The sequence below is a fragment of the Bacteroidota bacterium genome, from assembly GCA_018698135.1.
Lineage (GTDB): Bacteria > Bacteroidota > Bacteroidia > CAILMK01 > JAAYUY01 > JABINZ01.
In genome coordinates this window covers 17530-30844 of the sequence record JABINZ010000091.1, presented here as the reverse complement: position 1 = coordinate 30844, position 13315 = coordinate 17530, and the positions used below count along the sequence as shown (strand labels likewise).

Here is a 13315-nt window from a genome sequence, read left to right as displayed (position 1 = left end):
TTTTTTACACCAATGATATTAATCTTTATTTTGGTATCATTGGTGTTTTATCAACATTCGACTTTGAACAACTTCTCTATTAAAACTTAATGAAATTGTAGAAAATTGGAATCTAAAAATCCAATCCCAACGAAAGGTAAGTCAAGTTCTGGTACGTCACTCCTCCTTCAAATCCCCAAGCGTGATCTAATTTGACATAATAGCCAAATAATTTCGAACGAACCCCAATACCATAACCACCAACTATGGGTTCTCCAACCGTGATTACAGTAATGGTTAACGGATTGTTCTTGATAATGCGCTTGTGCAAAGAATTTTCTTCAGAATAAGGATTTGGCCCAGTCCATGCAGTTCCAATATCTGCGAATGGAACAATCATGAAATTTTCTAAAAAAGAAGATTTTAAAGGTAAATCGGAGAAATATTTAAAAATAGGAATGCGTAATTCTGTGTTAAAAACTGCATAGGAATTTCCGTTACGAATATTTTGGGGGAAGCCTCTCATTTGAGTTGCTAATGATTTGTAGATGTAATTTACTTCAGGGTCAACCTGAATGTCTTCATTTATTTTCGGGAATAGCCAGTTATCAATTCCACCCAACATAAACACAATTTTTGAGCTTCCCATAGAGGAGGCAAAAGCAAAACGATTGGCCCAAATTATCTCTTTGCTAATCTTGACATATTTTCGATAATCAGCACCTATTACAACAAATGCATTTGTCTTATTCTCGAAATTCCAATAGTTTTCTCCATAAATTTTTAAACGGGTTCCATATAAAATATTCTCACCAATTTTCCGCGAATTATCAAATATATACTCAAGTCTAAAGCCAGTATAGGTTGATAAAATGTCCTTAGTTGTGAGGCTGGTTTGCTCTGATGAAAGTGTTATATTTCGATCCTGACGAATGAAAATATCAGATTTTAATGCCGAATACCAGCTGAAAGGGTATTTTAACTGAACTCGACCTTCATGGGTAAGTTGTTTATTTCGAATATAAATATTGTCTGATGTTTCAGATTTTCTATAAAATATATATTTTCGATCCAACCTACTCTTAAGGTTTTCAAAAGCCATGATGTATTCAGCTCCATCTAAATTACCTTTTATTCTTACTCCCCCTGAAATTCTGTAATCTTTAAACAGATCGTTAATTCCAACCATAAAAAAAGCATTGGTTACTTTATTAATGGGTGTTAGTGGTTCATTTTTATTATAAACCAAATAGGGTGAGTTTAAAAAACTATTATCGAATTGACTAACCAGATGATTGGGTGTAAAGGATAGAAAGTAAGAACTGGAGGAACCAAATCTATTTCTTTTATATGTAATGATGGAGTCGTTTTGGTTATTTGGGCGAAGTAAATCTGCCTCACTAAAAACAATTGCACGTGGCAAATCAATACGATTGTTTGAATCGACTAATCGGATTGCAAAATCATTTATAAAATAGTAATCGAAACTATCAGCAGAATTATTTTCATCACTTTTTTTCTTTTCAACATTTCGAATTCGCTTGGAAGTTGTTTTTCGTGTTCTGTCTTTTGAAAGTTTCTCATTTCGTGAATATTCGATGTATTTCTGCTGCATAGTTTGGGTCGCAGTTTTATCCAGAATTTCCTTACTTACATTTGGCGGGATAGGTGCTAAAGAAAGGATTACTTTATTATTCTCTTTAAACAATTCCAATATCAATGATGATTTCTGCTGAATATCGTATTGTCTGATATGACGCATATAATTGGTCAGGGAATAATGATAAGCAGTATCGTTGTATATTATTGCAGTATCGATAGAGCGTATTAAAGAATCTTTTAACTTTAGCTCAAATGCATAAACCAAATCCATGTTATTTTTCCAAAATCGAACGGTGTCATTGGTATATCGAGCTGTATCCTGATATTCAACAATGATTTCAATTTTATGGAAAATAGAATCCAGATAGACTGCATTCCGATTAATAATTCCATTTTCTGTAGTTAAATAACTTAAAAAATTGGTGTCGTATTCGGCAGGTTTAATCTCGTCAATATCCTTTGTAAAACTAATCCTTCTAAGCTCCTTACTTCTTATTTGAGCATTGTAATAGAATATATCATAACTAGGGTTGAAGGCTAAATCAGCATCGAAAAGTTTTCTTGAAAGAATATTATCTGGCCTGTTTGAACTAAAAACAATTCCTTCATCCTGTCCAACGAATACAGGAGATTGATCATCAAAAATATCATTGGTGATGGGAAACAAACGATAGGATTTTAATTCGTAAATAAAAATGTCACTGCTTCCATTACGTATTCCTGAAAGCACAATTTTAGATCCTCTTTTATTGTAACTGAAATCTAAAATTTTATTCAATTTGTCAATACTCCGCTCGTTTATTTTTTTCTTTTTCTCAAAATCATATTCAAAGAAAACAGGATTCGTTTTTTCTTCATAAACAATTGCAAGCTTTTCGCCTCGAGGATGCCAATCTATTAAAGGATAACTTTTGTCGATATTACTTTCATATATTTTATGCCCTTTTTTATATATTTTATTTTTCTCAGCTTCATTTATTTGATAAATCCAAATGCTTGATTTTCCTTGTTTATTTAATGAATAGGCTATTTTGTTTCCATCGGGTGATAGTTTGATTTGCGTTATTTCACCTTTCTTTTTTAGTTTTTTTAGCTCAAGGATATAGTCAAATTGTTGGAATTTGCTTTCTTCTTTAGATAGAATTTCATATCTGTAAAACTTATACCAATCCTGGTATATTTGGTAAAATGGTCTGCCAATTACAAAGTCAAACCCACTTTCAATATTCTTATTGATACGGGTCAGATATAATATATTCCCGAGCTTTGACTTTCCATAAATATTTATAACATATTCCCAGAAGTAATGTCCGATCAGAATTTTTTCTTCAGGTTTCAAGCGGCCAAACTTCCTGTAATTGTCATAGGCAATACCGTCTTCAAACTCTTCTTTTTGTTCGTAGCTTAAGTCACCTGAAAGATAAGATATCAATCCCTGATAGTACCATTCAGGAATATTGATGAGTGCAACATTCTGAATTCGCTCTTGAATGCTGGTTCCATAAAGTGCTTCATTCATCATCACTTCAAGTAAAGAAGCACGTATTCGTTTATTAAAATTTTCGTGGTCACCATCAAAATATACAAAAGCGATATTATCAACGATGGGAGTATGTCCGCCTGAGTTGTATTGTTCTTCGGCAAGTGTAATGTTTGATTGCCTGTAATCGGCATAAGTATTATAAATAACGATGGTAATTCGACTGCTATTTCGTGTATTTATTAGTTCTTCAATTTCTTCCAGTTGAGATGAGCCATGTGTTAATACATATTGAGCAAGGTTTTTACCACCCATGTAATAGTACACTTCGAAATCAGTTGTTCGATAAAAGTACCAGTCAAATTTTCCATATTGCACACGCGATTTGCCAAAATCAGTTTGTATCCCTTGAGCCTGAATTGACAAGCATGACATACTGAAAATTGTAACAAACAGAAAAAAATAAAAATTACTTCGTAATTGCATGTGAAAAGCTAACAGATGATGTTTTCAAAAATACGCATATTGATGTTAAAGCTTCCTTCTTACTGAAAATATTATACCAAAAGACTGCTAAAATGTAAGCATTTTTGGCAATATTGCAGCTTTTTTTGGACAAAGTGTCATCTGGTATTTTGGTATAGTAATCGCAATTATACATCAAAACATAATATATAAATCTGTTAATAAAATTGATAAAATAGTATAATGGAACATTTAACGAAACAAACATTTCTGGACAAAGTATTTAATTTTGAAGAAAATAAAGAGTGGAAATTTGAAGGTAAAAAACCTGCACTTATTGATTTTTATGCTGATTGGTGTCAACCATGTAAAATAGTAGGTCCTATTTTAGAAGAACTTGCCAAAGAGTATGATGGAAAAATTGATATTTACAAAGTAAATACTGAGCAGGAACAAGAATTATCCGGTGCTTTTGGGATACAAAGTATTCCTTCTTTACTATTTATTCCATTGGATGGTCAGCCTCAAATGGCTCAAGGTGCTTTACCTAAAAATTCTTTAGAAGAAGCTTTCAAAAGTGTTTTGAAGATAGAAAAATAAACAATATTTCATAATTTTAGTTTTAGGGCAGGATTATTTCTGCCCTTTTTTTTGCTTATAAATTGACACTACTTCTCAAAAATCCTAAACTTCCCCAGTCCAACTTTTTGTAGAAAATATTGAATAGAAACCCCAATTACACCCATTCCATAAATTGCACTTCTTCTCAAATTAATGGAAGATGCTTCTAATGCCTTTGTTGGTGTTATCACCAACAAATTATTTAAGACAATTAGTATAAATTTGATAGTAAAATCTGAATCATTGTAATAATGACTGGGATATTCTTTTATACAGCTAGTATTATTAAAAAGCAAAAAATTTTCTTTAGTAAAGATCGATGTGAAATAATCACAAATAGTCTTAAGTATCTTGTTGATGAAAATCGAATTTTTCTATATGCATTTGTTATTATGCCAGATCATATTCATTTAATATGGGAAATGAATGATGGAATACAATACTCTGGTAACCAAAGAAACTTTATGAAGTTTACAGCACAACAGTTAAAGTTTCATATGCTTGAAAATGATCAGGACTTATTGACGATATTAAAAGTAGACAAGAAAGATAGGGAATATCAGATATGGGAAAGGAATCCATTGTCAATTGAATTATATACATCAAAAGTCATCGACCAAAAGTTAGACTATATTCATAATAATCCACTTCAAAAAGGGTGGAATCTAACAGATGATCCGGCAAATTTTTATTACAGTAGTGCTGGTTTTTATTTGGAAGGCAAAACAAATTGGAGCTTCATTACCAATATTTATGATGTTTGAAATAAAATTTGTTGGTGATAACACCAACAAGGGCGTAATATATCATTACTATAGTTTGAGGGCAGGATTATTTCTGATCTTTTTTTTGCTTATAAATTGACTCTACTTCTCAAAAATCCTAAACTTCCCCAGTCCAACTTTTTGTAGAAAATATTGAATAGAAACCCCAATTACACCCAAGCCATAAATTGCACTTCTTTTCAAATTAATGGAAGATGCTTCTTCAAAATATTTAGTAGGACAGGTAACTTCTGCAATTTCAAATCCAGCATAAAATATTTGTGCAGTAATTTGATTGTCAAAAATAAAATCATCTGAATTCTTTTCATAACAAATACTTTCCAAAACTTCCTTTCTGAATGCACGGTAACCTGTATGATATTCTGAAAGTTTTTGATGCATAAGAATGTTTTGAAATAAGGTCAACAGGCGGTTTGCAATATATTTATACCAGGGCATGCCTCCTTTTTTAGCTCCTCTACCCAGAATGCGTGAAGCATAAACTACTTGATATAGATCCGATGAAAGAATGGCTGAAATGGCTGGAATTAGTTTTGGTGTATACTGATAATCGGGGTGAAGCATAATGATAATATCACCGCCTAATTCCAAAGCTTTGTTGTAACAACTTTTCTGGTTGCCACCATATCCTTTGTTTTGATCATGACTAATAATGTGCTTAATCCCAATTTTTTTGGCCACTTCAAGCGTGTTGTCTTTGCTGAAATCATCTACCAATACTACCTCGTCAACAATGTTATGAGGAATTTCATCAAAAGTTTGTTTCAGTGTTTTTTCTGCATTATAGGCAGGAAGTACAACAACTATTTTTAAATCATTTATCATTGCTATAATTGAGCTACAAAAATATAAATAAGATATTTAGCAAACAGACTCCTTATTATTAATTGTCAATTCTAAATTATACATAATTTTAGTGCTGGAATTATAAGCCTAAATTGCTATTATCCTCAATAAATATGACTCAAGAAACAAATATCAATAAAGATTATCAAAAGTTGATTTACGAGAATCGTGAAAGACTGAAAGAGCTTAACACGATTAACAGGACAATTGCCTTAATCAAAGAAGGGAAGAGTATAGATGAAACGCTAAAACATATCTGTATGATTCTTCCAGCTGGTTGGCAATACTCAGAGTACACTTGTGCTCGAATTAAATACGATAATCAGGAATACAAATCTATCTCTTTTACTGAAAACAGGTGGATGCAGATCGCCAATTTTGAAACCTTGGATGGCAAAAACGGATCAATTGAAATATTTTATACCAAGGAATTTGTCACACTTGATGAAGGACCATTTTTAAAGGAAGAGCGTGATTTAATTAATAACATTGCAAGTTTACTAACGGGTTATCTGAATTCGATAGCTGCTCATTTTATTTTCAATACAAAATCGGAACCCGCAAATACATTACTCTCAGAGGAAGATTTAACGACTAAAACAAATCGAAAGCTTTTACAAAAGTTCCTAAATAAAAACAATTACGATCGTGATGTTTATCACGACCTAATGCCTTTTAAAGTTCGGGAGATATTGCTTGTAGCCAATTTATACGATGCGTATAGTATTGAAAAAGAAGGTCGATTTTCTGAACATGTATTGGGTGAATATCATCAGCTTAACTTGTCGTCCATTCCACGAATAACAGGTGTTTCATCAGCAGAAGAAGCATTTGAACAACTAAGGAATAAGCATTTCGATATGATTATTTTTATGGTTGGTGTGGATAAAGCTGGACCTTTGGAAATGAGTGAACAAGTCAAGTCCAAGTACCCGTATATCCAAACATTTTTCCTTTTAAATAATAACCGCGATATAGGATTTTTTAGGGATGAAAAACCATCATTTATTGATCGGATATTTGTGTGGAATGGCGATTCGAAGATTTTCTTTGCCATGATTAAACATGTAGAAGACAAAATAAATGTGGAGAATGATACCCGATATGGTATGGTTCGGGTGATTCTTTTGGTAGAAGATTCACCAATTTATTATAGTCGTTATTTACCCTTGCTCTTTAATATTGTGCTTGAACAAACCAAACGAATAATTGATGATGTTTCGACCGATGAATTGTATCGTGTATTGAAGCTTCGAGCCCGACCAAAAATTCTTTTGGCATCTAATTTCGAAGAAGCAATCGATATAGTTAATCGGTATAAAGATTATATGCTGTGTTTGATTACCGACATGAAATACGCAAGAAATGGAGTTGATGATGAATTAGCAGGCTCAAAACTGGTGAAGTATGTAAAAGAACATTTAAAACATTTACCAACCATAATCCAATCATCAGATCCAACAAATGCGCAACATGCTTATGAACTAAAGTGTACTTTCATTGATAAAAACTCAGATAGTCTGGTGCAGGATATCAAGAGTTTTATTACTCACTATCTTGGATTTGGTAATTTCATTTATAGAAATAAAAAAGGGGCACAAATAGCTATTGCCCGTTCTCTCAAAGAATTTGAAAAACATTTGCATTCATTACCTGAAGAGTCGTTGGTTTATCATGCCAAGAAAGACCATTTTTCACTTTGGCTAATGGCCAGAGGCGAAATTCAGGTGGCCAGAATAATTAATCCGGCTCGTGTTTCGGATTTCGAAACTCCACAAGGATTACGTGAGTACATGATCAATGTTATTCAAAAGTTCAGAAATGAGCAAAACAAAGGAAAAGTTATTCCCTTTGAAGAAACGTCCATTTTAGATGATCAGAATATTGTTGGATTGAGTGCAGGAGCACTTGGTGGCAAAGGACGAGGAATATCATTTATAAACACCTTGGTTAATAATTTTGATTTTTCACAATTGGTTCCTGACATCAATATTTCAACACCTATAACAACTATCATCGGTATTGAAGAGTTTGAAATGTTTTTGGAGAGAAACAAATTGCATGAACGTTTGTTTAATGGAGATGGATTTGAGCATATTAAAGATATTTTTGTTGAGTCTAAAATCACCGATTCTTTATCTCGTAAATTAAAAATCCTTTTAAAGAAGATCAAAAAACCAATCGCAGTACGTTCATCAGGTTTATTTGAAGATTCACTAATGCAACCTTTTGCTGGAATTTTTGAAACCTACATATTACCGAATAGCCATCCGGATATCAATGTGAGATTGGAACAATGTATTACGGCAATCAAATTGGTTTTTGCTTCTGTTTTTTCAAAAACTGCTCGCGATTATATTGAGGCTATAAACTACAAGATTGAAGAAGAAAAAATGGCTGTTGTCATTCAGGAGGTTGTTGGTAATCAATATGGTGAAGTGTTTTATCCTCATATTAGTGGTGTTGCTCAATCCTATAATTATTACCCATTTGGACATATGAAGCCCGATGATGGATTTGCTGTTGCAGCACTTGGATTAGGAACATATGTGGTTGAAGGCGAAAAAGCATATCGTTTTTGTCCCAAATACCCCAATTTGGAAATCAATAGTCCCAAGGATCAGTATAAAAACTCTCAGCTTCATTTTTATGCTGTTGATTTAAGTAAAACTGATGTGAATCTTCTGGAAGGTGAAGATGCAGGCTTGATAAAACTAGATATTGATGTGGCCGAAAAACATCAAACACTTAAGCATTTAGCTTCTGTTTATAATGCAGATAACAAAACAATTATCCCTGGATTAGATGCGTATGGCCCTCGAATTATCAATTTTGCTAATATTTTGAAATACGATTATATTCCATTAGCCACTTCAATAGATGCAGTACTTGATGTCGTTAAGGAAGCAATGGGAACACCAGTTGAAATTGAGTTTGCAGTTAATTTGAATAAAGATGAAAATGGAAAAGCAACGTTCTATTTACTTCAAATAAAACCATTAATCGGGTCATCTCAGGACTATACGGTAGATATGTCTGATGTGAAGAAAGAAGACATTGTACTGTTTACTGAAAAAGGGATGGGTAATGGTATGGTAAATGATCTTAGGGATATTATTTATATTGATTATTCGGCCTTTGATAAAAGCCAAACTGAAGAGATGGCTATTGAAATAGAACAAATGAATGCAGATATGGTTAAGCAGGGAAAAAAGTATGTTTTAATAGGTCCGGGACGATGGGGTACTCGAGATCGCTGGATTGGAATTCCTGTCGTTTGGCCTCAGATTTCAAATGCTAAAGTGATTGTGGAAACCAGTTTCGAAGATTATCCACTGGATGCCTCATCTGGCTCACACTTCTTCCATAATGTTACATCCATGAATGTCGGATACCTTACTGTTCAGCAAGAATTTGGAGATAACCGAATAAATTGGAAGATGTTGGATGAACAAAAACAAATTAGTAGAGGAAAGTTTTTCAAACATATCGAGTTTGAAAAGTCATTTAATGTGATGATGGACGGCAGAAAGCGAATTGCCGTTATTTGTAAATAAAAAAACCGAATAAATGCGTGATGTAATTTTTCAGAGTTTAAATGAAAGGCAAAAAGAACTCAATTGCCTATATGGAGTTTTGGAATTATTTCAGAACGTAAACGAATCTTTAGACTTTGTTTTTAGAAAAATTGTAAAATTGATACCAAAAGGTTGGCAATTTTCAAGTGTGTGTGTTGTTAGGATTACTTTTGAAGATCAAATTTATTGTTCAGAAGATTTTATTGAAACGGAATGGTTTCAAAATGCAAACATAGTTGTTGACAATAATGTGGTGGGTCAAATTGAAGTTTTCTATACTCAATTTATACGAGAACTTAATAATAGTCAGTTTTTACCGCAAGAGCAAAAGCTCATAAATACAATAGCAGAAAAAACGAGTAACTACATTTTTTATAGAAAATTAGCTCGAACTGTTGAGTACTTGAAGGAGCAGGAAACCATCGTTAAAAATGATAATCCATCAACTGAGATTTTAACGGCAAGTCAGGATGAACACTGGAATTGGCGCTTGAACATTGCAAAAAAAATTGCTTCCCATATTATTAAGGATACATACGATATTATAAATTTATACGTAATTGAAAGTACGAATCAAGCTAATGCAGGACCTGCAAGTAGTATTGATTTTATTATTCATGTCAAGGAAGGATCATCGAAAATCGAATTGTTAAAAATATGGTTTGACGGATGGGGTCTTTGCTTAGATGAAATAAATTATCAACGTACCGGGCATATAGCTAATCGAAGCTTATTGGACTTACATTTTGTAACTGATAAAGATATTGAAGCAAACGAAAGATATGCCTCCATGATTAATGCTGTAGATAATTCTGAATTTGCAATACGAAAATTGATCTAATGGAAGCTGTCAGAAAACAGAAAATATTGTTAAACATAAATTGCCATTGAAAAGAAGAAATAAATGATTTCAAACACAGCAGCAGGATCGGTATACCAACTCAATGAAACATCGTTTCATCTTTTGATGAAAACCCGAATTCATAAAGTATTGCTTATTTCAAGTACCTATGATGCTTTTATTTTGGAAGAAGATGGACGAATAGATGAACAGATTTTTAATGAATATGTTTCTTTAAGTTTACGTTATCCACCTGTATTTATACAAGCAACTTCTGCTGAGCAAGCATTTGAATTATTAGAATCGGAAGGGATCGATCTCGTTATTACGATGCTCAGTATTGATGATATGGATCCATTCGAATTTTCCAGACAGATTAAATCGAAATATGAGGAGATACCCATTGTGGTGCTCACTCCTTTTTCCCGAGAAGTATCTATCAAACTCAAAAATGAAGATTTAAGTGCCATCGATTATGTGTTCAGTTGGTTAGGAAATGCCGATTTGCTATTGGCTATTATCAAACTGATTGAAGACAAAATGAATATGGAACACGATGTAGATACCATCGGTGTTCAAACCCTTATATTAGTTGAAGACTCCATTCGATTTTACTCATCCTATTTACCTCAGTTGTATAAAATTATTTTCAAACAATCTAAGGAGTTTATGACCGAAGGATTGAATGAGCATCAAAAAATGCTTCGTATGCGTGGCCGTCCAAAAGTTATCCTTGCCACAAATTATGAAGAAGCGCTTCAGTTTTACGAACGCTATAAGAATAACCTTTTGGGAATTATTTCCGACATTAGTTATAAGCGAGACAATGAACTGGATAATCTTGCTGGTGTTAAGTTGTGCAAGAAAGTGAAAATGGCAGATCAGTATCTTCCATTTCTTCTGCAATCATCAGAAATTGCTAATTCAAAATATGCAAAAGAATTAAACGTCAAGTTTCTCCATAAAGGATCAAATACCCTGGATATTGAATTGCGTGAATATGTAAACGAATACCTTGCCTTTGGAAAGTTTATTTTTCTCGATCCAAAAAGCATGAAGGAAATTGCACATGCACCTGACTTGAATAGTTTGCAGCATAAGATAATGGAAGTCACTGATGAAAGTTTTCGCTACCATATTGAAAGGAATCATATTTCAAAATGGTTGAATGCTAGAGCGCTATTTCCAATTGCAGAAAAAATAAAATATCTGACCACGGGCGATTTTAAAAATCTGGATGAAATACGCAGATATATTTTCGATACCATTGCTCAATATCGATTAAACAAGGGGCGTGGAGTTATTGCTGAATATGACCGACATCGTTTTGATGAATATACCATTTTCAGTAGAATTGGAAATGGATCAATTGGTGGTAAAGCACGTGGTTTGGCTTTTATTGATTCCATGATTAAGAAAAACAATATCATGAATATGTGGGATGATGTTGTTGTCACTATTCCGCGAACTGTGGTTTTGACCACCGATGTTTTTGATGAGTTCATGGAAGATAATAATTTATATCGGGTTGCCTTATCAAATCTAACTGATGATGAAATTCTCAAACATTTTATCAATTCCAGATTACCCTATCGAATTCATGAAGACTTATTGGCATTTATTTCTGTAATTAATAATCCAGTAGCAGTTCGTTCATCCAGTTTATTGGAAGATAGTCATTACCAGCCATTTGCAGGTGTTTATTCTACTTATATGATTCCCAATAATCATGATGATGAAAATGTATTGTTATTACAACTTGGCAATGCAATTAAAAGTGTATATGCATCAGTGTTTTACAAATTCAGTAAGGCCTACATGAAGGCAACACGAAATGTAATTGATGCCGAAAAAATGGGGATTGTATTACAAGAAGTTTGCGGTTCAGCATATGGTAACAATTTTTACCCGACTATTTCCGGTGTAGCTCGTTCAATAAATTTTTACCCCATAGAACCTGAAAAAGCAGAAGATGGTGTGGTTAGTATTGCTATGGGATTGGGCAAACACATTGTGGATGGAGGTATTTCGTTACGGTTTTCCCCTGCCTATCCGCAGAAAATCATCCAACTTTCGAATGTCAGCAGTGCACTGAAAGAAACACAGAAATACTTTTACTCGCTTAATCTGGAAGGTAAAAATGTAATAACATCAGTTGATGATAGTGTCAACTTAAATAAGAGACCTATTAAGGAGGCTGAAAAAGAAGGCACGTTGAAAAAAGTAGCATCCACCTATGATTTTGAAAATGAAATGCTACGTGATGGTACGAATATAAAAGGAAAGCGCGTAATTACATTTTCACAAATTTTAAAACACAATACGTTTCCTTTAGCTGATATTGTTAAAACATTATTGGAAGTAGGAGCAAGGGAAATGAACAAACCAATTGAAATTGAGTTTGCTGTAAACTTGAATGTTCCTAAAGGTAAACCTAAAATTTTTAATCTCTTGCAGATTCGCCCTATTGTTGAAACTGATGAAACTATCAATTGCAAAATTGAAGAAATAGATCAAAATGAGTGTATAATCAGGTGTGATTCTGCTTTAGGAAATGGGATTGTAAATGACTTGACTGACATTGTTTATATAAAACCAGAATCGTTTGATGCTGCCAAAACAAAAGATATAGCGCTTGCTGTTGAGGAAATTAATCAGCAATTTGTTGAGGCCGATAAAAACTATATTTTGATTGGCCCTGGTCGGTGGGGATCAAGCGATCCTTGGCTAGGTATTCCAGTTAACTGGGCTCAAATATGTCAATCCAGATTAATTGTAGAATCAGGCCTGGAAAATTACCGAATTGATCCGAGTCAGGGAACACATTTCTTCCAGAACCTAACATCCTTTCGCGTGGGTTACTTCACGATCAATCCGTATATCAAAGATGGCTTTTTCGATTTGGATTACCTAAATAAGCAAACAGCTATTTTTGAGAATGAATATATCAGACATATCCGTTTTGATGAAGCTGTAAAAGTAATGATTGATGGAAAGCACAATAAAGGTGTGGTGCTAAAGTCGGGTAAATGTGGATGTGTTTAATCCATCTGTTGATTTTGGAACTATTTATATTTCTTATCATAAATTGTTAAATTTGAATAACATATGAAAATCT

At 33.2% G+C, this 13315-nt stretch carries 7 protein-coding genes and 1 pseudogene; 5 read left to right on the top strand and 3 right to left on the bottom strand.

The window, feature by feature from the left end:
* Positions 1-112 precede the first annotated feature (112 nt).
* Positions 113-3496, bottom strand: coding sequence for a hypothetical protein (locus tag HOG71_05695; protein ID MBT5990327.1), 3384 nt, complete (start codon positions 3494-3496; stop codon positions 113-115).
* Positions 3497-3766: 270 nt separating this feature from the next.
* Here HOG71_05695 and trxA point away from each other — a divergent pair, with 270 nt between their 5' ends.
* On the top strand, positions 3767-4126 hold the full coding sequence (gene trxA, locus HOG71_05690) for a thioredoxin (GenBank protein MBT5990326.1): 360 nt from the start codon (positions 3767-3769) through the stop codon (positions 4124-4126).
* Between the two features lie 68 nt (positions 4127-4194).
* On the opposite strand, the pseudogene HOG71_05685 reads toward trxA, so the two are convergent.
* Positions 4195-4314 (bottom strand): annotated as a pseudogene (locus HOG71_05685) (glycosyltransferase family 2 protein).
* Between the two features lie 84 nt (positions 4315-4398).
* On the opposite strand from HOG71_05685, the gene HOG71_05680 reads away from it, so the two are divergent.
* The gene (locus HOG71_05680) at positions 4399-4911 is read left to right on the top strand and encodes a transposase (GenBank protein MBT5990325.1); all 513 of its coding nucleotides are present in this window, start codon (positions 4399-4401) and stop codon (positions 4909-4911) included.
* A 102-nt stretch (positions 4912-5013) separates the two neighbouring features.
* On the opposite strand, the gene HOG71_05675 is transcribed toward HOG71_05680, so the two are convergent.
* A complete protein-coding gene (locus HOG71_05675; protein MBT5990324.1) occupies positions 5014-5757 on the bottom strand; it encodes a glycosyltransferase family 2 protein in 744 nt (247 codons plus the stop codon).
* A 689-nt stretch (positions 5758-6446) separates the two neighbouring features.
* On the opposite strand from HOG71_05675, the gene HOG71_05670 reads away from it, so the two are divergent.
* The 3 genes from HOG71_05670 (at position 6447) to HOG71_05660 (ending at position 13242) form a co-directional block, all read left to right on the top strand.
* Complete coding sequence (locus HOG71_05670; GenBank protein ID MBT5990323.1) at positions 6447-9335, top strand: pyruvate, phosphate dikinase; 2889 nt, start codon at positions 6447-6449, stop codon at positions 9333-9335.
* Between the two features lie 13 nt (positions 9336-9348).
* On the top strand, positions 9349-10197 hold the full coding sequence (locus tag HOG71_05665) for a hypothetical protein (protein MBT5990322.1): 849 nt from the start codon (positions 9349-9351) through the stop codon (positions 10195-10197).
* A 63-nt stretch (positions 10198-10260) separates the two neighbouring features.
* A complete protein-coding gene (locus HOG71_05660) occupies positions 10261-13242 on the top strand; it encodes a response regulator (protein MBT5990321.1) in 2982 nt (993 codons plus the stop codon).
* Positions 13243-13315: the final 73 nt, after the last annotated feature.

Bases quoted from the DNA above. Each gene is read 5' to 3' on its own strand.
- HOG71_05695 (MBT5990327.1), bottom strand. From the start codon at position 3,496: ATGTCATGCTTGTCAATTCAGGCTCAAGGGATACAAACTGATTTTGGC.
- HOG71_05680 (MBT5990325.1), top strand. From the start codon at position 4,399: ATGACTGGGATATTCTTTTATACAGCTAGTATTATTAAAAAGCAAAAA.
- HOG71_05675 (MBT5990324.1), bottom strand. From the start codon at position 5,757: ATGATAAATGATTTAAAAATAGTTGTTGTACTTCCTGCCTATAATGCA.
- HOG71_05670 (MBT5990323.1), top strand. From the start codon at position 6,447: ATGCCTTTTAAAGTTCGGGAGATATTGCTTGTAGCCAATTTATACGAT.
- HOG71_05665 (MBT5990322.1), top strand. From the start codon at position 9,349: ATGCGTGATGTAATTTTTCAGAGTTTAAATGAAAGGCAAAAAGAACTC.
- HOG71_05660 (MBT5990321.1), top strand. From the start codon at position 10,261: ATGATTTCAAACACAGCAGCAGGATCGGTATACCAACTCAATGAAACA.